We start from the raw sequence: 25162 nt of genomic DNA on the forward strand, positions 1-25162 counted from the left end.
TTTTTTAAGAAGGATTGTCGGCAATCAGACGCAACAATGTCTGCCCAAGCAGGCTGTCCGGCTCGGCGAGATCCAAAACGATATCAAAATGATTGCGGCCTTTGATTTCAAAAATTTCACTTTTGAAACCTGCATCCAGCCATGACTGATGATAGTCGATTGACTGGCGCTTAAAGCCTGCCGCTTCACCTTCAGCATATGCCACGATAATCGGGCAGCCTTGGAAGGGAAGGTTTTCAGCGGGGCTTAAAGCTTTCACATCGGCAGGCGTTAAATTCAGCCATTCTTGTGCAAAACAATTGGCGATTGGCGCCAGATGAAACAGGCCGCTCAATGGCAAAGCCGCCTTAATGACATTGTCCGGCACGTTAAATTCTGCCTGCCAGCCACTGGCAATCACGCATCCGGCCAAATGCCCGCCGGCTGAACTGCCGCCGACATAAAGACGGTTCGGGTCGATGCCATGTTCACGTCCGTGCTGCCATAAATAAGCAATGCTGGCACGTACTTGCCGAACAATTTCATGCAAACTTGCCTGAGGCGCCAGCGTATATTCAACGGCTACAGTTGCCACCTGGTGCGCTTGCAGAAAACCGGCCATAAAGCTCGATTCTTCTTTTGAGAGCGCTTTCCAATAGCCACCATGAATAAAGATAAAAGCAGGTCGCAATTCACCTGTTACAGTGCCGGAAATATCCAGTTTTTGCTGTGACTGTTCATCATAAATGACATCTTTAAACGTCGCATAATGCGTCAGCGCCTCTTGAGAAATCACATTGGCCTGCGCCATAATCTCATCAAAACGCTCGACCGTCACTGTAGCGCGGGCATTGTAATCCACGTCCAGTCGGGTACGTGGCAATGCAGCCTCCTCAGCCAATTTATGCACCAGCAAGTCAGTCATTCTTATCTCCTCCATCAACAGTGTTTCAAGGAACAGGAATTCTATCAAGTGAATTCTCTGGACTTATATATGACTATATGGAATATCAGAGCAATGAGTACACCACGATCAAGACTGCTGACCAACAACCTCACCTTGCGCCATTTGCGCATGGTCGTTGCTATTGTTGAAGAATGTAATCTGGCGCGCGCAGCCAAAAGGTTGAATATGACCCAATCTGCGGTCACCAAAGCATTGCAAGAGGTGGAGGCCTTAACTGCTGTGCGCTTGTTTGACCGCACCAATCGCGGCGTGGTGCCCACTTTATTTGGTGACACGCTGGCGGATCATGCCCGTCTGATGCTGCATCAGCTTAGCAATGCAGAAGAACATCTGGCTGACCTTCGTGATGGCACGGGTGGCCGTGTAGCAATCGGCACTTTGCTTGCTGCATCGGCTGAATTGCTGCCAAAAGCCATTGCGCAATTGCGTCGTGAACGCCCGAAAATCATCATTAAAGTTGTTGAGGGTACGGATGACATTCTGATCCATGCTTTACGCGCCGGAGAGCTGGATTTCGTGGTTGGGCGCCTGTCTGAGCGCCGCGAAACCGCACAAGTAACCCACGAAATTTTGATGGAAGATTCAGCCTGCGTTGTCGCACGGCGCGGCCATCCGCTCACCCGTCATGACAATCTTGATCTGGCGGAACTGATCAAGTGGGAATGGGTGTTGCCACCTCACGAAACCAACATGCGCCGGCGCATAGATAGTGCGTTTCGGGATGAAGGTATTGAACCGCCGGCGCATGCGGTCGATTCAGTTTCACTTCTCACCAACCGGCAATTATTACTTGATACAGATTATCTAGGCGTCTTGCCCGTGCAGGTTGCACGTCAGGAAGCGTTGCTTGGCAGCTTGGTGATTTTACCACTGACATTGGGCGCAACCGCCGGGGTTATTGGTATCACAACACGCAACAATACAAGGCTTTCACCAGCCGCAGATGCCTTTTTGGATGTGCTGCGAAATACGGCCGCAGACTTAAGAACCTAGCAACACAAACGCACCAGCTATTTCTTTTAGGAATAACTGGTGGCGTAGAATTCTCTTTACCCTTTTCACTCAATTTCCCATGTTTCACAGCAATTTAGCGGCGTTTTTCATCTCAGATCACGCCTGTTTTTTGGCTCGCAACATAGCCGGAGTGAAGACAATGTCCTTATTTCAAGGCGTCATGCCTTACCTTGTCAGCCCTTTAAAAGAAGATGCACAGGTCAACGAAACCGTGCTGGCAAAACTTTGTGACGACCTCATTGCCAAAGGCGTGCATGGCCTGACCCCGCTGGGCAGCACCGGTGAATATGCCTATCTAAATGATGCGCAAAAACAGCGGGTGATTGAAGTGGTCGTTGAGGCTGCAAACGGGCGCGTGCCGGTTATTGCAGGCGTTGCCAGCACCTCAACGGAAGGTGCTATTGCGCAAGCAAAACTCTATAAAAAAATAGGTGTCAGCGGCATTGTCAGTGTGCTGGACTCGTATTTTCCGCTGCATAAAACAGAGATTGAAAGCTATTTTCTTTCAATCGCCGATCAGGCTGGTCTGCCGGTTATTGTTTATACCAATCCCAATTTTCAGCGTACCGATCTGACCGTTGATATCATTCGGGTCTTAGCAAAACACCCAAATATTATCGGCCTTAAAGATGCTTCCAGCAATACTGGCCGCCTGCTGACCATCATAGAACAGTGCGGCGATAGTTTGGATGTTTATGCGGCTTCATCTCATATTGCTGTAAGTGTTTTGATGATGGGCGGTAAAGGTATTTTTGCCGGCCCAGCATGTGTTCTACCGGAAAAAAGCGTAGCGCTTTATCAGGCTTGCGTGGCAGCAGACTGGAAAAAAGCAGCAATTTTGCAAAAGCAGCTATGGCAGTTCAATGATGTTTTTGCCCGTTATCGCTTGGCTGGTTGTATTAAAACGGCGCTGCAAATTCAGGGCTATGATGTTGGCAACCCTGTCTTGCCGCAAGCCCCGCTGGATGAACCGGCAAGAGCAGCCATTGCCGAAGCATTGCGTAAATCAATGGCAGATTAAAAATCACTTTTAGAGAGTGCGATTTAAGCGCACTCTCACCAAGTTTTGCAGCAATTAGCTGGATGCAACCAATTGCATCAGTATTTCACGCGAATGGCTCCACAAAATAGCACTCCCCGCATCAGCAACCTGATTAAGCTTTGCTGACGGAAGGCGTGCATTGAGTATTTTACCAAAATCAGGCGAATGCACCGGACTTGTATCACTCAGTCCATACCAAAGCTGAACCGGACAGCGCACATCTTCCAAGCGAAATGGCCAAGGTGCCATGGCAAGAATAGTATCGCGCGCATAACCTGCCGCACCTTGCAAAAATCCAGCCTTTAAAGCCGCACGATAATGCGGCGCAAAATCGCCTCGTGAATAATAGACACGATCTTGCTCGGCACTCATGGTTTCAATCATCTGCCAAAGCCAGTCAGCCGTTGCAAATTGCGCAATCTCCGCTTCGAGTGCTAGCGCATCAGAACCTGCTCGTTCCACCATCATCGCAACCTGTTCAGGCAACTGCTTGATAGTTGCCGGATAAGACAACTCATCCTGCCCTGAAACAATGGCAAGCCCTTTAACAAGATTGGCGGAAGCCAGTGCATAGGCAAAAGCCGCACCTTGCGAAAAGCCCATTGCAAGCGGTGCCTCAGCCTTTAAATGAGTAAGCAACTGCTCGATATCATTTGTCCAGCTTGCAAAATTTTTCTGCGGGTCAGCATCTGAACCACCCAAGCCAGCGCGATCTACAGAGATAATTCTTAAATTGAGCTCTTCAGCGTCTTTTTCACCAAAAGCAAAACGGCCAGCCATGCCAGCGCCCGGACAAAAAACGACAACACGCCCGTCAGCTGCACCCCATTCATGCCAAGCTAATTGACGACCATCTGTCAGTTTCAGGTAATTCATTTTTAAACGACCATGTATGCTAAATATTAAAAAACGCTGCCTGCGCTTTTTAGCCAAAGCGCAGGCAGCTGTTAACAATAAAGACCGGAATTAGCGAGATCAAGCTCACTTTTTTACCTGCTGTCTTGATGCTTGCAGGCTGACTATTCCGTCACGTGAGATGTAATAGTCACTGCCTTGTGTTGAGCGGATCAATCTTTTGGCTCGTAAATTAACGAATTGTGCCAAACCAACACCATCCATAAACCAGCCCTCACGCGTGATAAAATCAGCATCGATCACTTTATTACGCTCATCTTTTTCCAGCATAATTCTGCCACCACGCGACAGCATCTCAAGCACTTTACGCTCTAGTTTTGATATATTCATCATATCACCCACGCACCTGTCTTTTGAAAAACTTACAGGTGCCCATTAAAAAATGCGGATATGCTGAAACGACCTATGGTTTTTAAAACCGCGCTTCAGCATGTTTTAAAATGTGGGATCGGTGCAAAGAGGCGAAATGTGCCGAAAAGATCATCAGCCTGAAACAGACCATCAATATTCTGGTTCAGCTGAACCAAATAATGGAAAACAAGGCGATGATTGAAAGTATCATAAGAGCATAGCACAAAAGCACGGTGAAGTAACTTCCCGTTTATCAGCCGCTTGACGCGATCCAATTTTTTATCTTCTGCGCATACATCTCCTAATGAATTAATGTTTCTTATCTAGGTGCAGCGCTTCAAAAAGTCAATTTTTCCTTCAAAAAAGCACTGCACTTTTGTATTTTTGCCTTAAACAGACGCATTTTTCTGTAAAATACTGTCAATTAAGCCCCATTCCAGTGCTTCCTGAGCATCCATAAAACAGTCTCGATCCAATTTTCGCTCGACCTCTTCATAGGTGCGGCCACAATGTCTGGCGTAAAATTCAATTACTTTATGCTTGGTTTTACGCATCTCTTCAGATTGAATAAAAATATCCGAAGCCTGCCCCTGAAAGCCACCTAACGGCTGATGCACATGCAGGCTGGCATTAGGCAAAGCAGAGCGATGCCCCGGTTCACCGGCCATTAATAAAAATGACCCCATCGAGCGCGCCGTTCCCATACATAGCGTATGCACAGGCGCATGGATAAACTGCATTGTATCATAAATTGCCAGTCCGCTGGTCATCGAACCACCCGGCGAGTTAATATAGAGATTGATCGGCTTTTTCTGGCTTTCAGCTTCTAAAAGCAGCAATTGTGCACAAATAAGCGCTGACATCGTGTCATTGACCTCACCATTTAAAAAAATGATGCGCTCACGCAGCAAACGGGAATAAATATCAAAAGAACGCTCCCCTTTTTCCGATTGTTCAATAACCATAGGGACGAGTTGCATCGTGTCGCGCATCGGCGATCTCCGTTCTTCAATATTTGATAGGGGGATAAAGGCGCTTAGGCAGCAATCATCATCAGCACATGATTGCTGTTAGCTGCATCTCGCTGTTGCCGGATACGTGCATCTGTCAACTGATGAATGATCGTCAGCATTGCTGTGCCGTCATCATTGTCAGCAATGCGAAATATTACCTGTGTTTCCAGAAAAGGCGGTACTTTCTCACGCATTTTGTAAGATATCTGCTTTTCGGGAATAGTTGCCCCTTCTTCAGGCTCGCTCTCCGCCAGATCCGGCAACCATCGGGCGCGAAATTCCGGAATGGTCAATGCGCGCCATAGTTTTTGCGGGCTTGCATCCAGCTCATATTTAAAAACAAGTGCTTCAGGCTTTTCTTCCGGCAATTGATCATTCATTGATCCATATCCTTCAGCAAGAGCTTCAAGTCATCAATCCGCTTAGGCCAATAAGCACGATATTGATTAAGCCATTGTGCAATGAGTGCTAATCCATCAGGATTAACCTCATAATTGACATAACGTCCGGCTTTTTCCTCACGGATCAATCCGGCACCGCGTAAAACCGCCAGATGTTGCGACATTGCCGGCTGGCTAATGCCCATACCTTCACGCAAAGAGCTGGCATTCATATGGCCTGCCGCCAGTTTTTCAAAAACTGCTCGCCGTGTTGGATCTGCAAGTGCTTTAAAAATATCGTTCTCTGTCATGCATGATACATAAGTCAACACTTATGCGATTCGCAAGCAAATATTTTATGTTAAAAGAAATTAGTACAAATGTTTGATCAAAAGATGATGGTCTTAAACCTCGCTCAACGAACGAATGATCCAGTTTAAACCTTTGATATAGCTTGCATCCCAATCGCCTGAATCATAGGCCATTTGTGAAGCAAGCAAAGGATATTTTTCCGTTTGCGCCTGCATGAATTCTTTGATCTGCGGACGCGCATTATCCCCGCCGCCATTTTGCCATGCAATTTGCGTGACTACCGAGCCAATCATAAAATTGGACAATGTATAGCCAGCTTGAATGACATCTGTTGCCTCAAGGCCGGAATGCATCAAAATTCGTCGTAAATATTCAGAACGCTCCAAAGCATTGGGGCCAATAAAGGGACGAAAACCGATCAATGCCGGCGCCCAATGATGGCGCAGTAAAACACGCCGCCACTCATGCATATAAGCAATCAGCGTAACCTGCCAGTCATCACCTTCAGGCGGATAGATAATTTTGCTCAAGACGGTATCCAGTGCTAGTTCCAGCACATCATCACGGGTTTCGACATACCAGTAAAGGGAAGCCGCACCCGCGTTTAAATGCTGGGCAAGCTTGCGCATAGTGAGCCCTGCCAATCCTTGCTGATCAAGGATTTCTAACGCAGCATTCAAAATACTCTCTTTTGATAAAGCAGGCACTTTTCGCGCAGGTTTAACTTTCTTTAGCCAAACAGACTGACCGATTTTCGTCGTATCTGATTTTTCCGCCATAACCAGTCTACCTTGCCACTCAATACTACCACTTGACTTTTTTCATGTCGCTCTACATATTTATCGAACGATGTTCGAGTCAAGCAAATGATGTTTGATTATTGAATGTCAAAGCGGAAATTGAAAAGGTAAATGCTTGATATGACACCACCGGCTCTCAAAACCAGCTTGCTAAAACACCTACCTGTCAGCAATGCGCAGCTTAGTTTACGTGCGATGAAACAAGCAGACGCGGCTGCCTATGCCGCTGGCACTATGGATGCAGCGGTTAAACAATTTGGCCATTTGCCGCTTGAACATTACACGCCTGAAATTGTGAGCGAAATGATTTATGGCTCAATCGCGGATGGTTTGCGCAGTGGAGATTTAGCAGTTTTAACAATTGCTGACACTGCAAGTGACCGCTTTGCCGGTAGTCTGGTCTTGTTTGATTTCACCGAACAGGACGCCGAAATTGGCTATTGGGTTGCGTCTGATTTCAGAGGGCAAAATATTGCTTATAAAACATTGATGCTGGCAGCTGACTATGCGCGCGCTTTAAGACTGTACCAGTTACGTGCCAGAACTGTTACCGACAATCCGGCATCCGTACATGTTTTACATAAGGCCGGTTTTGCGCAAACCGGTTTGCCTGAGGCAGAAACTGCGCCTTCCGGTAAAACTGAGCTGATCCTTAAATTTACTCTTCAATTATAATCAACTCAACAAATGCAGTTGCAAATCAATTGCAAATAACTTGACCCGGCTTTATTTTCGCTTATTCTATCGGCAGCTTTGAATTTCACTGATCAAAGCTGACCGCCACCTTTTGCAAAATACCGGATCATCACATGCTGTTCATACCTGAGGAAACCCGCAAACGCTTATTATCACCGGATAATCCTGACAATGCACGTTTGCAGGAAATTTCTGCCCGCCTCAGAAAAGTGGGCTTGCGGCCAACAAAACAGCGTTTGAATATTGGCAAGTTACTTTTTGGCGCATCGCATCGTCACATTACAGCCGATGATCTGTTTCAGGAAATTCAAACGACAGGTGAGCATTTATCGCTGGCGACCATATACAATACGCTGCATCATTTTAGTGAAGCAGGTTTATTGCGTCGCATCTGCACAGGCAGCGAGCGGGTTTATTTTGACACTGATACCGGCGATCATCATCATTTTTACGTACAGGACGAAGACCGCATAGTTGATGCTCCTGCCGGTGATACAATTATCAATCGCCTGCCGGAAGCGCCGGAAGGTTATGAGATAGCCAAAGTGGATGTGGTTATTCATCTCAAGCCTAAGAGCTAACTCATTTAAGCTTGCACAGTTTCCTTTTTAAAGCACGGTGAACACGATATAAAAGCATCAGGATAATGAGTGTGATATAAAAATAATGATCAAGGCTTAGCACTTTCGCAGACAATGAAAAGTGCAGCAAAACTAGCACGGTCACACCATAAATAAGCCGGTGCAACCATATCCATTTTCCACCCATTTTACGGATGGAAAAATTATTGGATGTCAAAGCAAGCGGCAGCAGCAGCCCGAGTGCCACCATACCAAACATGATAAAGGGGCGCTTGACGACATCATCCCAAAGGGTTGAAAAATCCATTGCCAGATCAAGCAGCAGATAGGCCACCAGATGCATCAGGGCATAATAAAAACTTAGCAGACCAAGCGCACGGCGATAGCGGATAAAATTCCAACCTAAAATATCACGCAGCGGTGAAATTGCCAGCGTCAGTATAAGAAACCGCAGCGCCCAAAGGCCTAGCGCCTGCTCAAAACTTTTAACCGGATCAGCGCCTAACTGATTAGTTGCGCCCAGATAGAAATACCAAATCGCCGGTATAAAGCCGGTGATATAAACAGCGGCATTAACCAAGCGTTGCCAACGTCTGGGAACAGACAACGAAACGCGCTGCATTAGAAATGCGCTTTCAAATCCATACCCGTATAAAGGGCGGCGACTTCATCGCCATAGCCATTAAAGGGCAAAGTTGGCCTGCGATTAGCACCGAAGAAACCGCCCTCCCCAATCCGGCGTTCTGTCGCCTGGCTCCAGCGCGGATGATCAACTGCCGGGTTAACATTGGCATAAAAGCCATATTCCTGCGGATTGGCAATTTGCCAGGTATTTTTCGGCTCCTGATCGGTGAGCGTAATGCGGGTGATCGATTTGATGCCTTTAAAGCCATATTTCCATGGCACAACAAGACGAAGCGGCGCGCCATTTTGATTAAGCAATGTCTCACCATAAAGACCAACAGCCAGTAATGTCAGCGGGTTCATGGCTTCATCAAGCCGCAAACCTTCAACATAGGGCCAGTCAAGCGATTGAAAAAAGCCCGATTGACCTGGCATTTCATCCGGCCGGACAATAGTTTCAAAGCGGACATATTTCGCACTGCCCAAAGGTTCAACTTTTTTCAATAAAGCCGCCAGCGGAAAACCATCCCAAGGAATAACCATCGACCATGCCTCGACACAGCGCATGCGGTAAACACGGCTTTCAATGGTTAGTTCTTTGATCAGTTTATCAAGGTCAAATGTGGCTGGCTTGCTGACCATGCCATCAATTGTCACTGTCCACGGGCTTGGCTTAAAATTGCCAGACAATTTAGACGGATCATCTTTGTTCAAACCAAATTCATAAAAATTATTATAAGTCGTGATATCTTTCTGCGGTGTCAGTTTCTCATCCAGCATATATGCGCTGCTTGAAGTATTAAGCGCTGCTGCACCGGCATATTTTGTTGTCGCAAGCGATGTGATCCCGAGTGCCGCAAGCTTTAAAAAAGCACGGCGCTGCATATAAACAGACTGTGGTGTGATTTCAGACGACGGAATTTTAGGTGGGTGATAAACAGCCATTTGCCATGTCCGGTACAGTTGATAATTGATAGCATCACATGACACAGAAATTTGTGCAAATTAGGTCTGTCAACATAAGCAGATGTGCTACTGCACTCATAACGCTTGTCAGCGGCAGGCACAGTATAGGCATATAAAGAATATTCTGAAATTTAATATTCCACTCATTAATCTTATGCTACAGCTTGAATAATTAGTAAAATCTTCAAAAGACAGGGATTTCCTATGATCGTTGGATTAGGTGCGCGTTATCAGAACTATTCACATGGATTTGGTTGTTTGTGCCACAGTAACGTCATTACGGAACTGACCGATCGTGTGAGTCAATCCGTTTCAAGACGCTCTGTTCTGCGCGGCATCATGGCCACGATGGCAGCTGTCGGCGTTGGCAGTGGCAGCACTTTGGCTGCTGAAAACACTGAGCGCCCACTGGTGCTTAAAAATGTCCGCATCTTTAACGGTCAGGATGCTAAACTTATTGAAGGTAAAAGCGTTCTTATCGTCAAAAATCGCATCGAAAATATTATCGGTGCGGATGAGGCGGTAGAAAATGCGCAAATCATTGATTGCGGCAATCGCGTTCTCATGCCGGGCATGATTGATGCCCATTGGCACAGCATTCTGGCAGCGATCCCTCAAATGGTCGCGATGACTTCAGATGTCGCATATATCCATCTGGTTGCGGCAGAAGAAGCGCAACGAACATTGATGCGTGGTTTCACCACTATCCGCGATGTGGGCGGCCCTTCTTTCGCGCTCAAACGCGCCATTGATGAAGGGCGGATCGCGGGCCCGCGGATTTATCCGTCCGGTGCGATGATTTCGCAAACATCCGGTCATGGCGATTTCCGTATGCGCACCGATATTCCGCGTCATAGCAGCAATGATATAAGCCTTGCGGAATCCGCAGGTATTGCAGCTATTGCGGATGGTGAGGCAGAAGTTCTGCGTCGTGTGCGTGAACAATTAATGCTTGGCGCCAGCCAGATTAAAATTTTGGTCGGCGGCGGCGTTGCCTCGACCTATGATCCGTTTGATTCAATCCAGTTCACAGAAGCCGAAATTCGTGCAGCCGTTGCTGCGGCCTCGGATTGGGGCACTTATGTTTGCTCCCATGTTTATACATCAGCGGGCATCCAGCGTGCGCTTAAATGTGGTGTAAAATCCATTGAACACGGCCAGCTAGCCGATGAAGAAACAGTCAAACAAATTGCCGATGCCGGTGCATGGTGGAGCTTGCAGCCGTTTTTGGCCGATGAAGATTCCAATGTTTACCCGACCCAGCTTCAGCGCGACCAGCAAAAAATGGTGGCCGAAGGCACAATGCGTGCTTTTGATCTGGGGCAGAAATACAATGTCAAAATGGCATGGGGCACCGACATTCTCTTCAACCCGAAAGGCACACCAACGCAGGGCAAACAACTGGCAAAAATTGCCCGTTGGTTTGACAATGCCGATGTGTTGAAAATGGCAACCCATACCAATGCGCAACTGCTGGCCATGTCCGGCCCGCGCAATCCTTATGCTTTAGCCGTAGGCGTGATTGAAGCCGGTGCCGCAGCCGATATGCTGCTTGTTGACGGCAATCCGTTGGAAGATATCAATCTCATTGCTGATCCGGATAAGAACTTCAAACTGATTATGAAAGACGGCCGTATCCATAAAAACGAGCTGAATGCCTAATTTGTTCAAGACATTAAAAAAGCCGCGTAAGACGCGGCTTTTTTTGTTTTATCCGGAACTGCGACTAAGCAGATCACTATTGAAAGCGGCATCAAGCCGGCACATAAAATCTTCTGCGCAGCACATATGCTCTTTCATAATGTGCACCACAGCATCTCTGTCCTGACGCTTGAAAGCTTCAACCAAGGCAATATGGCTTTCCACATTATGATCGCCAAATTGCTCATGCTCGGTCAGGCTTGGCGAGCGGAAGCTGACCAGATCACGCAGCAGGCTATTGAGAAAACGGCAGATGAAAATCAGCAGCGGATTGTCGGAAGCATCACATAGAATATCATGAAACTCCGTTTCAGCTGTACGCCCGATAGCACGATTGCCATCGCGATTGGCCTCAACGCAAATGCTGATATTCTCTTCCAGCTTACGATAATCTTCATCTGTCAGCTTGCCGACCACACTGAGCGCCAGCGCAACCTCAATGGATTTACGCACTTCATAAACATTTTGAAACGTCAGCGTCTGAAAATGCATATATTGGCGTAATTGCTGAATAGCGATTTCAAGCGATGCCGGTTGAATTTCCGGCCCCCCATTGGGGCCGGATTGCATCGCAATCAATCCTTCAACTTCAAGTGCTTTCAGCGCCTCTCTGATTGTGCCTTTGGCGCAACCATAATGCTCCATCAACGCTTTTTCATGGGGCAAGCGATCGCCGGGAACCATTTTTTCACGCGCGATTGTGCGTCGTAAATCTTCCGCAATCTGATCAGAAAGTTTAATTCGCTTGAACTTAACTGCCTTATCAATTTTGCCTGACACCTGATCCATATTTTATCCTGTCACTGCCAGACGCCCTCATTATCTAACGGATAAATCGGCCTTGCTAATTTCTTGAACGAAAACAATTGGTAATTGGAACTTGTTACACCACCGCTCGCACATTCAACAACAGCCAGAGCCTGAGGTTCGAATACCGGACGGCAATACATGCGGGACTTTAATATCAGGTAATCACCTTGCAAAGGGTCAATATTGGCGCAGTTAAAGACGCCCAGATCCCATGGCTCATGCGGCAATTCTGTAATGAGAATAGTGGCCTCATCTGTTTTAAAAGCAACAGCACGTCCCATATGGCATAATTGCCCTGTATAGATTGGGCCAGAGACAACATAATCACCATCGCTGAGAGCGGTGACTGTGCCGGTGAGTTGAAGCGGTGGCTGTGGCGCAATAAAATCATCGGCGGCAATTTTATTACCAAGCGTGATGGTGGCCTTTGCACCGACACCTGCTTTAAACAGTTCATCCACCACAGCAGGATCACTGAATGGCCCCGCTACAATATTTTTAAGCCCTGCCTGAATGGCGGCCTGCAACACATCCATATTATCGCACGTGCCACCCGACATGCAGTTGTCGCCGTGATCCAGCATCAAGACATAGCCTGAGCTATGTTTCAGACGCTCAAGCCTTGCTTGACTGACAGAGGTTTCAAGCGGGGTTTCTGTATATAAAAACTCGTCGCGACGCCGCCATGCAACTTGCGCTACTTCCGCAGCAACACTTTCAGCCAGAGCATCGCTGTCAGCCACCACGACAATGGAAAGACCGGTTTCTTTCAAATCAGCAATCGGAAAACCGCCAAACACAGAAACAGCATGCACACCGTCACGTTTTTCAATCTCTTTGGCCAGATTGATAACATCCGTCATCGCGCAATCTTCATTGGTATTCATACGCAATGTTGCAGCCAGCATTGGCGGATGGTTGAAAGCCTGTTTTGGCAGTAAACCATCATTGAGCATTTTATCGATAATGCGTGTGACATGCTCGCCGGTCGCATACATATCAATATGCGGGTAGGTTTTAAAACCAACAATGCAATCGCAATTGTCCAAAATATCCTGGGTAATATTGCCATGCAGATCAAGTGCAACACCAAGCGGAGTTGATGGTGCAATAGCCCGCACACGGCGCAGCAATTCGCCCTCGCCGTCATCAAAAGAGCGCGTGACCATTGCACCGTGCAGATCAAGCAAAATGAGATCGCAGCCTTTGGCAACCCCATCGGTGATGGCAGTTGCGAGGCGCTCAAACGCCTCGTCTTCCACCGGCCCGCTTGGATTGGCTGTGGCCGCCAATGGCACAATAATCTCTGCATTCTTGCGAACAGCATAATCATAAAAAGCGCCTAAGGCCGTATTGGAACCATTGGCAAATTTGACGGCAGCTTCATCAAAATGCGGATCGAACGCTTTTAAATCAGTAATAACAGGTGAAAAACTATTGGTCTCGTGGTTTAGACGAGCAATCAGAATGCGCATTATCTATCCTCAACCTGCATTTTGCTGTTCTGCAACCTTACGGTCATAATGAAGTACAGCATCAAGCAGCACCTGCACACCGGCGCTACATTCAGAAGAGCTGGTGGCTTCGGCTTCATTATGGCTCAACCCGCCTTCACTCGGAACAAAGATCATAGTTGTCGGCACAATCGTTGCGGTATGGGCGGCATCATGTCCGGCACCGGAAATGAGATCCATGTTGCTATAGCCATGCTTGTCAGCAGCCTGACGCACTGCCTCAATGCAATCAGCATCAAAAACAACAGCATCGGTTTTTGAAATACATTCCAGCGAACCGGTCAGGCCGACCTGTTCTTTCTGGGCTTCAAACATTTCAAAAATACGGGCTTCCATTTCATCCAGCACAGCATCATCCGGATGGCGGATATCAACGGTGAAATGCACCTCGCCCGGAATAACATTGGTAGAATTCGGAGTGATTTCCATAAAGCCGATGGTGCCCACTGCATGCGGTGCATGTTTATGTGCCAGCTCATCAATATAAGAAATCAAGCGCGCAACACCGAGCAATGCATTGCGGCGCATGCTCATCGGAGTGGAACCGGTATGAGCGGCAGTACCAAACAGGCGGCCTTCATACCAACGCATACCCTGCACGCCCTGAACCACACCTATCAGTTTTTCTTGTGCCTCAAGAATTGGCCCCTGTTCGATATGGAGCTCAAACATAGCGCCAAAGCTTGTTTCTTGTTTGCTTGCTTCACCGCGATAGCCAATATCATCTAAAGCCGTGCCAAATTTCACACCTTCAACGTCTTCACGATTATCAGCATAATCACGGCTGTAGACACCGGCATAAACGCCGGAACCAAGCATGGCCGGTGAAAATCTGGAGCCTTCTTCATTTGTCCAATTGACGAGCATCAGCGGCGCTTCGGTAACATAACCGCTCTGATCCAAAGTGCGCAACACTTCCAGACCACCCAATACCCCCAAAATACCGTCGAATTTACCACCGGTCGGCTGGGTATCAAGATGGCTGCCCATGGCAATGGGAGCAAGATTATTATTACGCCCTTCGCGCAGCGCAAACATATTGCCAACATCGTCAACTTTAACGCTCATGCCCAATTTTTCACATTGGGTTGTCAGCCAATCGCGCACATTTTTATCATGCTCGGTCAGCGTTAAACGTGCCACACCACCATTAGGCAAGCCGCCCAGTTTGGCGGTTTCCATCAGGCTGTTCCATAAGCGGTTTTCATCGACAATCATATTAGACATAGAAAGTGTGCCTCCTCCGGCAAACACGGCATGTTAATTGGCTTTCACACCCAAATAGCGGTCTCGTGCATCTGTATCAGCGATAAATTCTTGTGCGGTTCCGTGATAAACAATGCGCCCCAGTTCCAGAATATAATGGCGGTCTGCCAATGCGGTACAAACGGCCAGATTTTGCTCAACCAGCAAAATAGGCACGCCGGCTGCACGGATTTTCTGAATTTGGCTGACAATTTCCTCAACAATAACCGGTGCCAGTCCTTCAACAGGCTCATCCAGCATCAATAGTTTTGGATTATTGAGCAAAGCACGCGCGATTGAGAGCATTTGCTGCTCACCACCCGACAATTGGCTGCCACCATTTTTCCGGCGCTCTTCAAGGCGCGGGAAAATCTGATAAATATCAGCCATCGACCAAGGGGAATTTTTACGCTGGGCAATTTGAAGATTTTCTTCAACGCTGAGCATGCTAAAAATACCACGATCTTCCGGTACCAATGCCAGCCCCTGCTGCGAAACCTTATAGGCAGGCAAACCTGCCATATTTTTTCCGCCGAGCGTGATTTTGCCTTTGGCCGGTGTCAGCAAACCACTGATGGATTTCAGCGTTGAGCTTTTACCTGCACCATTGCGGCCAAGCAGTGTGACAATTTCACCCTCATTCACTTCCAGCGAAACGCCTTGAATGATGTGACTTTTGCCATAGTAACTGTGAATATTATCCACTTGAAGAAAAGCACTCATGCGATATCTCCCGTGATCATATTGCCAAGATAAGCACGTTGTACTTCCGGATCTTCGCGCACAAATGCAGGCGCGCCTTCAACCAGTTTACGTCCCGCACGCATCACCGTGACGGTGTCGCTGATATTCATCACAATGCCCATATTATGCTCGATAAACAGAACGGTATGATCGCGACCCAAATCTTTAATCAGGCGCTTCATATCCTCAATGTCATCAATCCCCATACCGGATGTCGGTTCGTCCATCAGGATAACAAGCGGTTTGGAAGCCATGGCCATGCCAACTTCCAAACGTCTTTGCTGGCCATGGGAGAGTTCACCCGCTGCGCGCGAACGCACATGAGTAAGGTTCAAACGCTCCATCACATATTCTGCGGTTTCGCGTGTTTCCACATTGCTGTCGGCACTGCGCCATGGTGCCAGTGCAGCCCAAGGTGTTTTTCCTTGCGCTGCAAGGCGCAAATTTTCATAGACATCCAGCGTCGGGAAAAGACTGGTCACCTGAAAAGAACGGGCAACGCCAAGCTGCACACGTTCTTCTGCCGAAGCTGGGGTGATGTCTTTTCCATAAAGATGGATCGAACCTGACGATGCCTTCACGCGTCCGGTGAGCGCATGAAACAAAGTGGTCTTACCAGCACCATTCGGCCCGATAATTGAATGCACACTATTGGCTTTGATCGACAGATCAACATCTGCAAGCGCTACGAATTTGCCGTAAGTGATGCCAATACCTTTGGTTTCAAGCGCCACTGATCCGGCGGAGTTTGGTTGATGCATTGCACTCATGTCACTTCTCCTCCGCTGTATCTTGGGTTTTTGCGTCTTCTTGTTTTGAGGTGAGCGCCGCCACCAATTTTTCCAAAAGACCCCAGAGACCTTTTTGAGCAAAAAGCGAAACAACAATCAGCGCCAAGCCTAACAGCAACAACCAACGCGGCCAGATGACCGAGAGCCAGTCGGCTAAAAGCAGATAGCTCGCCGCACCCAGCACAGAAGCAATCAAGCTGGTGCTGCCGCCAATGATGGTCATGATCAGGATCATTTCACTGGTGTGGTGCTCAATGCTTGTCAGCGGTGCAACCCCAATCAACATCGCATGTAATGCACCTGCCAATGCAGTAACTGCACCGGAGATGGCAAAAGCTGTCACTTTGAACGCCTTGATCGGGAAACCAACCGCAATGGCACGTTCTTCGTTTTCCCGAATAGCAATCAGTGTGCGGCCAAACGTGGACTGGATTGCGCGCAATAGAAGCGCAAAAACCACGAGGAAGATAACCGCGACATAGGTGTAATATGACCATGTCGATGACAGAATTGTTCCGCCAAAGCTTGGACGCGGCACATCCAGCAGGCCGTTATCACCACCGGTAATATCGCTGAATGTATAAGCAAGGAAGAAGAACAGCTGCGAGAAGGCAAGCGTCAGCATGACAAAGTAAACACCTTGCCTGCGGATGGCAAACCAGCCGACCAGTGTGGCAAGGGCTGCACCGCTCACAATTGCCACCGGCAGCATCACGCCGACAGGCAGACCGGTGCGGGTAAGCATGATGCCCGCAATATAGCTGCCGGAACCGAAGAAAATGCCCTGTCCGAAGGACAGAAGTCCGGTATAGCCAAGCAGCAGGTTACATGCTGTGACAGCAAGCGCAAAAATCAGGATTTCAGTTGCCAGAATACCGGATTTCATAAAGACCGGCATAATCAGAACAGCAGCAACGGCCAGCAAAAACTGAAAGTAGGGATTGTTCAGGGTTTTCATGATTTATGCTCTCCCGAACAGGCCGCGCGGCATTGAAATAATAACCAGTGCCATACCGACATAAATGATCAGACGCGCACCTTCGGGCCAGATCGTTGCCATCATACTTTGCAGCACGCCAACCAGAATACCGGCAACCAAGGCGCCCGTATAACTGCCCATACCGCCGATAACCACCACCACGAAGGCAATGCCGAGTGCATCAATACCCATGAAAGGTTCAACACCGCGGATAGGTGCCACAAGCGCACCAGCAAGACCGGCAAGACCTGCACCAAGAGCAAAAATAGCTGTGTTAATACGCAGCGTATTATAGCCAAGCAATGCCATATTGTCGGAGGATTCCGAACCCGCACGCACAATTGCGCCAAGGCGTGTACCCTCAAGCAACCACCACAACAGGGCTGCGAGAATAGCCGTAAAGACAATGACAAAAATGCGATATTGCGGATAGATGAAATCGCCCCAGATGAAGACACCGCTCAAAGCAGCAGGCGCAGAAACACTGCCACCCAGCGGGCCCCAAATGATGATGACAAATTCCTGAATGGCGAGCGCCATACCCACAGTCACCAAAATATGGAATGTATGCGGGAGTTTATAAATACGACGCAGCAATAATGCTTCCGTCACCGCTGCCAGTGCTGCCACAATCACTGTTGCAACGGGCATTGCTACCCAGAAGCTGAAACCGCGTTCAACCAGATCATAAGCCAGATAGGCACCCAACAGATAAAAAGCGCCGTGGGCAAAGTTTACAAACTGCAATAGTCCGAAAATAACGCTAAGTCCGACGGCGAGCAGGAAATAAAGCATCCCCAGCCCGATGCCGTTCAGCATCTGGAATAAATAAATCACCAGAGTTCTCCTGAGAGTAAGAAGTCAGGCGCGGGCAATAAAATGCCCGCACGAGTGAGTTGTATCGGGTAACTTTAAGCCTTGGCGGCTTTAGCCCATTTTACAACCGGCAGCTTCCGGATCGAGGAATGACTTACCAGCTGATACAACATCAGCATAATCGACTTTGTCTTTCATCGCCGACTTGGCCTTACCCTTCAGGAGATAATAATCTTTGATAACCTGATGGTCGCCGCCGCGGATAACCTCTTCACCGGTAAGACCGGCATATTTCATGTCGTTCAACACTTTGGCGACAGCTTCGCCATCGCTGCTGCCAGCCTGTACGGCTGCATCAATCAGCAGCTTGGTCATCAGATATGAGCCTGCCAGCGAATAGTTCGGGCTTTCGCCATATTTAGCCTGGGTCAGCACTGCCAATTCATTATTCGTTGGCGCATCCACACCGTGCCAATATTGCGCACCGAAATACACATCTTCACTTAAATCAGGGCCAAGGCCTTCAAATTGCTCAAGGCCGGACGCCCATGCAACCACAATTTTCATGCGTTCTTTAAGGCCAAAGCTGATCGCCTGACGCAATGTGTCAGAAGACTGTGCACCAAAGTTCAGGATCAGCAATGCATCCGGCTTTGCCGCAATCGCATTGGTCAGATAACCACTGAATTCTTTTTCGGTCAGCGAATGATAGCTGTTACCAACATGCTCGGCGCCTTTTTCTTTAAAGACATTTTTAGCCGCATTGAGAAGGCCGTCACCAAACACATATTGCGGCGTGATAGTGTACCAACGCTTAACGTCCGGCATCTGTTCGATGATCGGGCGAACGGTCTGTTCGATCGCACCAAATGTCGGCACGCTCCAGCGATAAGTACCGGCATTACAATCCACACCAGTCAGTTCATCCGCACCGGCTGTGGTAAAGAAGGTTGCTTTTGCTTTGGTTGCTTCTTTGCCCATGGCGAGCGATTCAGAAGACAAAATACCGCCAGCAAAGAGCTTGATACCATTTTGCTCAATGGCATCCTGCATTTTACGGACAGCAGTGGCTGGCTTGCCTTCTGTGTCCATGTCGAAGGTTTTAACTTTGATACCGTGCTTCTTTTCCGCCTCTTCTGCTGCGATGATAGCACCCATCGAGGCATATTTTCCGTTGGCCGCAAATGCACCGGAAATAGGCACAGGAATACCGATATTTAATGTATCCGTTGCTGCCCATGCGCTGCGAATGAGACCTGGCATTGCCAGTGTGGTTCCAGCCAAAGCAGAATAGGTCAAGAATTGACGTCTTGATATCATACCTAATTGTTCCCTTTTATAACATCTCTTTTAGTAGAGATCGTTATAACTATACGCATAGATTATATGGACTGTCTACGGGTAAAAATCAGGTAGAGAACATTCAATATAAACCATTGAATATGTTGTATTTATAATAACAATCAGCCCATTGAACATCAATTAAAATTGATAACATTTTTGTGTGCATTGCCGGACAAAGCATGAGATTCTTCTATATTTCAAATCCTGCTAAAATACATATGGCGCGACACTATAAATATAAGCCACATCTAAATTAGTGACTTTTTTAATATATCGCGCCGCAATTAATCGACTATATTTTTGAGATGCTAGTTTATTTAGCTGTCCAGCCACCATCAATGGAAATCGTGGTTCCGGTGATGGAACGTGCCCAATCCCCACACAGATAAAAAGCCATTTCCGCAATTTCATCAAGGCCGACAAATTTTTTGGTTGGCTGGCCTGCCAAAATCACATTTTTGATGGCTTCATTCTCACTCATGCCATGCGCTTGAGCCTGATCACGCACTTGTTTTTCAACCAATGGCGTCAGCACAAAACCGGGACAAATCGCATTACAGGTGATGCCGTGTTCTGCACTTTCCAGCGCCACGCCTTTGGTCAAACCAACCACAGCATGTTTGGTTGCCACATAAGGCGCTTTATTGACAGAGGCGCGCAAACCATGTGCAGAAGCAATATTGATGATGCGTCCCCAACCTGCTTTTTTCATCAAAGGCAAGGCTGCATGAATAGTATGATAGCTGCTATCCAGCGAGATCTGTACGATCCGGTTGAAATCAGCATATTCAAACTGGTCAATCGGCTGCACTTTTTGAATGCCCGCATTATTGACCAGAATATCAATGCGGCCAAACTGTTGAATAACAGCGGGTGCAAGGCTGGCACTTTGTGCATTGTCGCTCAAATCTGCCTGAAAATAGACCGGCGCGTGTTTTGCGCCTTTCCCAGCGATTGCAAGCGCTGGGGCTGCCTGATCTGCGTTCTCCATCCCATGCATTGCCACTTGAAAACCCGCCTCACAATATCGCTGGGCAATGGCTAAGCCGATACCGCTGGTCGAGCCGGTAATAAGAGCAATTTTGGGTTCTTGATGATCTGCCATAGAGTTCAGTCTTTCAGTTCAGCAATATTTTGATAAAGTGCAAGCGCTTCAGGGTTCATCAACGCATCCAGATTTTTGACCGCACGCCCGTGGATCGTATCACGCACGGCAATTTCAGAAATTTTTCCCGAGCGCGTACGCGGTATGGCAGCAATCGCAATAATCTTGGCTGGCACATGACGGGGGCTCGCACCTGAGCGGATGCGACCACGAATGGTCTGACGCAGTTCATCAGTTAAAGCCTCGTTGGCTTTAAGTTTCACAAACAACACAATGCGCTGATCACCGTGAATATCCTGACCAACTGTCACCGCTTCTTCAACGGCATCAATCGTTTCCACCTGACGATAAATTTCAGATGTGCCGATCCTTACACCACCCGGATTTAAGGTTGTGTCGGAGCGACCATGAATAATATAACCACCGGAAAATCGCTTTTCAGCAAAGTCGCCATGCGCCCAGAGATCGGGAAAACGCTCAAAATAAGCGGCATGATAACGGGAGCCGTCTTCATCACCCCAGAATTTCACCGGCATGGATAAATGTGCATTACGGCATATAAGTTCACCGGATTGCCCGTTTTCACTTGGTACTTCAGGACGCGGTAAAGGCTGCCCTTCATCATCCAGCACATCCAAATCCATGCCCAGCATTGCACCTTGCAACTCTCCGCGCCAGACAGCTTGCAACGGATTGCCACCTAAAAAGCAAGCGCAAATATCAGTACCGCCAGAGATAGAGGCAAGATGCACATCGCTTTTCCACTTTTGATAAATATAATCAAAAGCAGACGGAATAAGCGCTGAGCCCGTTGATAAAATGGTTCTCAAGGAGGATAGATCATGGCTTTCAAGGGGGCATAGACCTGCATTATTGCATGCATCAATAAATTTGGCCGACGTGCCAAATGTTGCAATCTGCTCCGCATCGATCAGATCAATGAGCCGTGACTGTGCCGGATAAGCAGGATTGCCATCATAGGTGACAAGGGTTGCGCCCAAAGCCAAAGCTGACACCTGCCAGTTCCACATCATCCAACCGCAAGTGGTGAAATAGAAAAAGCGTTCATTGGCCTGAATATCACTTTGTAGTTTCAGCTCTTTGAGATGCTGCAACAGCAATCCACCGGCAGAATGCGTGATACATTTCGGCACGCCGGTTGTTCCGGAAGAATAAAGAATTGCCAAAGGCGCATTAAACGGCATTGGCACAAAATCAATTTTACGCGGAGAATATTGCTGCAACAGAGCATCAAATTGATGGGTAGCAACGCCATCTACAGCCTCAAGGTCTTGCTCACCTATTAAAATGAGCTGTTCAGGCTTGGCATTCTTACAAACTTCTCGAATGGTCGGTAAGACGTCTTGTTTTTTACCGGCATATTGATAAGTAGCAACTGCAATCAGCACTTTTGGTGCAATTTGGCTCAAGCGATCAGAGGCACTGGCAGGACCAAAATCCGGTGAACAAGACGACCAGATCGCGCCCAAACTGCTGGTCGCCAGATAGCCGATGATGGCTTCAATATCATGGGTGACAATAGCCCCGACACGATCACCTTTGCAAACACCCATTGCCTGCAAAGCCTGCGCCAGACTTGAAACTTTATCATAAAGTTCTTTGCGGGTAATTGCGCGCCTTGTTCCGTCATCGCGATGCGCGATGATAGCCAACCGGTCGTCTGGTTCACGCAAGAGGTTTTCAGCATAATTTAAACGACTATCAGGGAAAAAACGAACATCCCTGATATTATCGGATGGAGCAACAGCACGCTCGCCTTTTTCACCGATAATATCTAACTCATCCCAGAGCGCACTATAAAATGCTTCCGGCGCAGACACAGACCAATCGAGCAATCCCTGATAATCATCCGGCTTGTAGCCATGCTGATCTTGCGTCTTGAGTGCAAATTTAAACAGCACCGAACCTTCAAGACGATGTCTTGAAGGTTGCCAAACGATCCGGTTGTCTCCGGCTTCACTCATCGGCATGACCTCTCAGCATTTTAATGATGCTTGAAAAATCTTTTTCGCCATTGCCGTCATTTGTAAAGCGCTCGTAAAGTTCAGCCGCACTTGCACCAAGAGGTGTCGTTGCATCCACTTGTTTTGCCGCAGCCTGCGCAAGAAGCAGATCTTTCAGCATCAAACCCGCAGCAAAACCCGGATTATAGTCATTATTGGCCGGAGATGTTGGCACCGGGCCCGGAACCGGACAATTTGTGGTCAGTGCCCAGCACTGGCCGGATGAGGTCGATGCGACATCAAACAGGGCCTGATGCGACAGCCCCAGTTTTTCGCCCAGAGCGAAAGCTTCCGACACCGCAATCATCGAAATACCAAGGATCATATTGTTGCAGATTTTTGCGGCCTGCCCCGCGCCATTTTCACCGCAATGAACAATCTTTTTGCCCATTGCCTTTAGAACCGGCTCTGCCAGCGCAAAAGCTTTTTCAGTGCCGCCGCACATGAAAGTCAAAGTGCCTTTTTGCGCACCACCTGTACCGCCTGATACCGGTGCATCGACAGAATGATGATTATCTTCTGCGGCCAAAGAATGTGCCTTTTTGGCGCTTGCCACATCAATGGTTGAACAGTCAATCAGCAAAGCATTGGCGGGCAAGGATGATTTAATCGACTGATAAACCGATAAAACATGCTCACCTTTTGGCAGCATAGTGATGATGACATCAGCCGTTTTGACAGCCACTTCTGCCGAGCTCGCAATTTTAATGCCGAGCTTTTCAGCTTCCTTGCAGCTTGCATCAGCAAGATCAAAACCAACCACATCATGATTTGCTTTGGTCAGATTGAGCGCCATTGGCAATCCCATATTACCTAGGCCAATAAAAGCAATTTTAGACATTCTGAATTCCTTTAACGGTTATCAGCGAGGATCATGTCAGCGGCTTTTTCCGCAATCATGATGGTCGGAGAGTTGGTATTTCCAGAGGTAATGCGCGGCATGACGGAGGCATCCACCACACGCAAGCCTTTGAGCTTGCGGAAACGCAAACGCGCATCCACAACGCTTTCCTCATCATTGCCCATGCGCAATGTGCCGACCGGATGGAAAATCGTCGTGCCGATATCACCAGCCGCCTTGACCAGTTCCTCATCCGTTTGCGCCGTAGTTCCGGGCAAATATTCTTCTGGTTTGAACTTTGCAAAAGACGGTTGTTTCACGATTTCGCGCGTCAGTTTAATGGCGCTGACCGCGACCTTCCGGTCTTCGTCGGTAGAGAGATAATTAGGGCGAATATCTGGCTGCACTTGATAATCAGGGCTGCTGATATGCACCGAACCACGGCTTTCAGGGCGCAAATTACAAACACTTGCTGTAATGGCCGGAAAGGCGTGAACGGGGTCACCGAATTTATCGAGTGACACCGGCTGCACATGATATTCCAGATCAGCGGTTTGTTTCTCAGGCGATGATTTAGTGAAAACACCAAGCTGACTAGGTGCCATTGACATCGGCCCCGAGCGCTTCAAAGCATATTCCAAACCGATCTTGGCTTTGCCAATCAGCGAAGAGGCTTTTTCATTGAGCGTCTGCACACCGGACACTTTATAAACCATGCGCAATTGCAAATGGTCTTGCAGATTTTCGCCGACATTTTTAACTTCGACTTTGGTTTCAACGCCAGCTTTTTGCAGGACAACGCCATTACCAATGCCGGAAAGTTCGAGAATTTGCGGTGAACCAATCGCGCCGGCTGAAAGGATCACTTCCTTGCGAGCCATTTCGGTTTTCAAGCTGCCATTGTGATGAAACTCAACGCCGGTTACTGCACCCTCTTGCAGCACCAGACGCTTGACCTGTGCTTTGGTTAAAATGGTCAGGTTCTTGCGGTTTTTGGCAGGGCGCAAAAAGGCTTTTGCCGTGTTCCAGCGCCAGCCGGAACGCTGATTAACGTCAAAATAGCCAGCGCCCTCATTGTCGCCACGGTTGAAATCATCCGTTGCCGGAATACCAATTTCACCTGCTGCTTTCTGGAAGGCATCCAGCACATCCCAGCGCACACGCGCTTTCTCAACGCGCCATTCGCCTCCAGAACCGTGGTGGCTGCTTTTACCGCGATAATGATCTTCCGATTTCATAAAATAAGGCAGTACATCGTCCCATGCCCAGCCTTCGCAGCCAAGCTGGCGCCAGATGTCATAATCCATTGCCTGCCCGCGCATATAGATCATGCCGTTGATGGACGAACAGCCTCCCAAAACTTTACCGCGCGGATAGAGCAGAGAGCGACCATTCAGGTTTGGTTCAGCGACCGTTTTAAAGCACCAATCCGTGCGCGGATTATTGATGCAATAAAGATAACCGACCGGAATATGCACCCAGTGATAATTATCATTGCCACCGGCTTCCAATAGCAAAACGCGATTTTCCGGTCTTTCGGACAGGCGGTTGGCAAGAACGCAACCCGCGCTACCCGCTCCGATGACGATATAGTCATATTCGCCCATA

At 48.1% G+C, this 25162-nt stretch carries 26 protein-coding genes; 5 read left to right on the forward strand and 21 right to left on the reverse strand.

What is annotated here, in order from left to right:
• Positions 1 to 4: 4 nt before the first annotated feature.
• Positions 5 to 904, reverse strand: a complete 900-nt coding sequence (locus ABDZ76_RS11960; protein ID WP_343805786.1) for an alpha/beta hydrolase — start codon at positions 902 to 904, stop codon at positions 5 to 7.
• Positions 905 to 997: 93 nt separating this feature from the next.
• Here ABDZ76_RS11960 and ABDZ76_RS11965 point away from each other — a divergent pair, with 93 nt between their 5' ends.
• Together ABDZ76_RS11965 and ABDZ76_RS11970 are read left to right on the forward strand one after the other, a co-directional pair.
• Positions 998 to 1939, forward strand: coding sequence for a LysR substrate-binding domain-containing protein (locus ABDZ76_RS11965; protein ID WP_343805788.1), 942 nt, complete (start codon positions 998 to 1000; stop codon positions 1937 to 1939).
• 160 nt (positions 1940 to 2099) lie between these two features.
• The gene (locus ABDZ76_RS11970) at positions 2100 to 2981 is read left to right on the forward strand and encodes a dihydrodipicolinate synthase family protein (protein WP_343805790.1); all 882 of its coding nucleotides are present in this window, start codon (positions 2100 to 2102) and stop codon (positions 2979 to 2981) included.
• Positions 2982 to 3035: 54 nt separating this feature from the next.
• Here the strand turns inward: ABDZ76_RS11970 and ABDZ76_RS11975 are convergent, their stop codons facing one another.
• The 6 genes from ABDZ76_RS11975 to ABDZ76_RS12000 form a co-directional block, all read right to left on the reverse strand.
• Positions 3036 to 3878 carry an alpha/beta fold hydrolase gene (locus tag ABDZ76_RS11975; RefSeq protein WP_343805792.1) on the reverse strand — a complete coding sequence of 281 codons (843 nt, stop codon included), beginning with the start codon at positions 3876 to 3878 and terminating at the stop codon, positions 3036 to 3038.
• Between the two features lie 105 nt (positions 3879 to 3983).
• Positions 3984 to 4250: a YjhX family toxin gene (locus ABDZ76_RS11980; protein WP_343805794.1), complete on the reverse strand. Its 267-nt coding sequence runs from the start codon at positions 4248 to 4250 to the stop codon at positions 3984 to 3986.
• Between the two features lie 407 nt (positions 4251 to 4657).
• Positions 4658 to 5260 (reverse strand): ATP-dependent Clp protease proteolytic subunit, encoded by a 603-nt coding sequence (locus tag ABDZ76_RS11985; protein WP_343805796.1) that lies wholly within the window; start codon positions 5258 to 5260, stop codon positions 4658 to 4660.
• Between the two features lie 44 nt (positions 5261 to 5304).
• A complete protein-coding gene (locus tag ABDZ76_RS11990; RefSeq protein WP_343805799.1) occupies positions 5305 to 5661 on the reverse strand; it encodes an SRPBCC family protein in 357 nt (118 codons plus the stop codon).
• A complete protein-coding gene (locus ABDZ76_RS11995) occupies positions 5658 to 5972 on the reverse strand; it encodes an ArsR/SmtB family transcription factor (RefSeq protein ID WP_343805801.1) in 315 nt (104 codons plus the stop codon). The genes ABDZ76_RS11990 and ABDZ76_RS11995 overlap by 4 nt, the downstream gene beginning before the upstream one ends.
• Before the next feature lie 93 nt (positions 5973 to 6065).
• On the reverse strand, positions 6066 to 6752 hold the full coding sequence (locus ABDZ76_RS12000) for a TetR/AcrR family transcriptional regulator C-terminal domain-containing protein (RefSeq protein ID WP_343805803.1): 687 nt from the start codon (positions 6750 to 6752) through the stop codon (positions 6066 to 6068).
• Positions 6753 to 6893: 141 nt separating this feature from the next.
• Between ABDZ76_RS12000 and ABDZ76_RS12005 the strand changes: the two genes are divergently transcribed.
• Together ABDZ76_RS12005 and irrA are read left to right on the forward strand one after the other, a co-directional pair.
• Positions 6894 to 7448, forward strand: a complete 555-nt coding sequence (locus tag ABDZ76_RS12005) for a GNAT family N-acetyltransferase (protein ID WP_343805804.1) — start codon at positions 6894 to 6896, stop codon at positions 7446 to 7448.
• Between the two features lie 134 nt (positions 7449 to 7582).
• A complete protein-coding gene (gene irrA / locus ABDZ76_RS12010) occupies positions 7583 to 8050 on the forward strand; it encodes an iron response transcriptional regulator IrrA (protein ID WP_343805805.1) in 468 nt (155 codons plus the stop codon).
• Between the two features lies 1 nt (position 8051).
• Here the strand turns inward: irrA and msrQ are convergent, their stop codons facing one another.
• Both msrQ and msrP read right to left on the reverse strand, forming a co-directional pair.
• Entirely contained in the window at positions 8052 to 8672 is a 621-nt protein-coding gene (gene msrQ, locus ABDZ76_RS12015; protein ID WP_343805806.1) for a protein-methionine-sulfoxide reductase heme-binding subunit MsrQ, read from the reverse strand.
• Complete coding sequence (gene msrP, locus ABDZ76_RS12020) at positions 8672 to 9619, reverse strand: protein-methionine-sulfoxide reductase catalytic subunit MsrP (RefSeq protein WP_343805807.1); 948 nt, start codon at positions 9617 to 9619, stop codon at positions 8672 to 8674. The genes msrQ and msrP overlap by 1 nt, the downstream gene beginning before the upstream one ends.
• Positions 9620 to 9844: 225 nt before the next feature.
• On the opposite strand from msrP, the gene ABDZ76_RS12025 reads away from it, so the two are divergent.
• Entirely contained in the window at positions 9845 to 11302 is a 1458-nt protein-coding gene (locus tag ABDZ76_RS12025; protein ID WP_343805808.1) for a metal-dependent hydrolase family protein, read from the forward strand.
• A 48-nt stretch (positions 11303 to 11350) separates the two neighbouring features.
• Here the strand turns inward: ABDZ76_RS12025 and ABDZ76_RS12030 are convergent, their stop codons facing one another.
• The 12 genes from ABDZ76_RS12030 to ABDZ76_RS12085 form a co-directional block, all read right to left on the reverse strand.
• On the reverse strand, positions 11351 to 12130 hold the full coding sequence (locus ABDZ76_RS12030; RefSeq protein ID WP_343805810.1) for a FadR/GntR family transcriptional regulator: 780 nt from the start codon (positions 12128 to 12130) through the stop codon (positions 11351 to 11353).
• 11 nt (positions 12131 to 12141) lie between these two features.
• Positions 12142 to 13626 (reverse strand): M81 family metallopeptidase, encoded by a 1485-nt coding sequence (locus tag ABDZ76_RS12035; RefSeq protein ID WP_343805812.1) that lies wholly within the window; start codon positions 13624 to 13626, stop codon positions 12142 to 12144.
• Positions 13627 to 13635: 9 nt separating this feature from the next.
• Positions 13636 to 14892, reverse strand: coding sequence for a Zn-dependent hydrolase (locus ABDZ76_RS12040; RefSeq protein WP_343805814.1), 1257 nt, complete (start codon positions 14890 to 14892; stop codon positions 13636 to 13638).
• Between the two features lie 33 nt (positions 14893 to 14925).
• On the reverse strand, positions 14926 to 15633 hold the full coding sequence (locus ABDZ76_RS12045; RefSeq protein ID WP_343805816.1) for an ABC transporter ATP-binding protein: 708 nt from the start codon (positions 15631 to 15633) through the stop codon (positions 14926 to 14928).
• The gene (locus ABDZ76_RS12050) at positions 15630 to 16424 is read right to left on the reverse strand and encodes an ABC transporter ATP-binding protein (RefSeq protein ID WP_343805818.1); all 795 of its coding nucleotides are present in this window, start codon (positions 16422 to 16424) and stop codon (positions 15630 to 15632) included. Before ABDZ76_RS12050 ends, ABDZ76_RS12045 begins: the two co-directional genes overlap by 4 nt.
• A 1-nt stretch (position 16425) precedes the next feature.
• On the reverse strand, positions 16426 to 17403 hold the full coding sequence (locus ABDZ76_RS12055) for a branched-chain amino acid ABC transporter permease (protein ID WP_343805820.1): 978 nt from the start codon (positions 17401 to 17403) through the stop codon (positions 16426 to 16428).
• Positions 17404 to 17406: 3 nt separating this feature from the next.
• Positions 17407 to 18261 carry a branched-chain amino acid ABC transporter permease gene (locus ABDZ76_RS12060; protein WP_343060972.1) on the reverse strand — a complete coding sequence of 285 codons (855 nt, stop codon included), beginning with the start codon at positions 18259 to 18261 and terminating at the stop codon, positions 17407 to 17409.
• Positions 18262 to 18351: 90 nt separating this feature from the next.
• Complete coding sequence (locus ABDZ76_RS12065) at positions 18352 to 19560, reverse strand: ABC transporter substrate-binding protein (RefSeq protein WP_343805826.1); 1209 nt, start codon at positions 19558 to 19560, stop codon at positions 18352 to 18354.
• Positions 19561 to 19897: 337 nt separating this feature from the next.
• Positions 19898 to 20689, reverse strand: a complete 792-nt coding sequence (locus tag ABDZ76_RS12070) for a 3-hydroxybutyrate dehydrogenase (protein ID WP_343805828.1) — start codon at positions 20687 to 20689, stop codon at positions 19898 to 19900.
• A 5-nt stretch (positions 20690 to 20694) separates the two neighbouring features.
• The gene (locus tag ABDZ76_RS12075) at positions 20695 to 22674 is read right to left on the reverse strand and encodes an acetoacetate--CoA ligase (protein WP_343805830.1); all 1980 of its coding nucleotides are present in this window, start codon (positions 22672 to 22674) and stop codon (positions 20695 to 20697) included.
• Positions 22667 to 23554: a 3-hydroxyisobutyrate dehydrogenase gene (gene mmsB / locus ABDZ76_RS12080; RefSeq protein ID WP_343805832.1), complete on the reverse strand. Its 888-nt coding sequence runs from the start codon at positions 23552 to 23554 to the stop codon at positions 22667 to 22669. The genes ABDZ76_RS12075 and mmsB overlap by 8 nt, the downstream gene beginning before the upstream one ends.
• Positions 23555 to 23565: 11 nt before the next feature.
• Positions 23566 to 25161 (reverse strand): GMC family oxidoreductase, encoded by a 1596-nt coding sequence (locus ABDZ76_RS12085; RefSeq protein ID WP_343805835.1) that lies wholly within the window; start codon positions 25159 to 25161, stop codon positions 23566 to 23568.
• Between the last annotated feature and the right edge of the window lies 1 nt (position 25162).

The sequence above is a fragment of the Paenochrobactrum glaciei genome (genome assembly GCF_039522165.1).
In the GTDB taxonomy this organism is placed as follows: Bacteria; Pseudomonadota; Alphaproteobacteria; order Rhizobiales; family Rhizobiaceae; genus Paenochrobactrum; species Paenochrobactrum glaciei.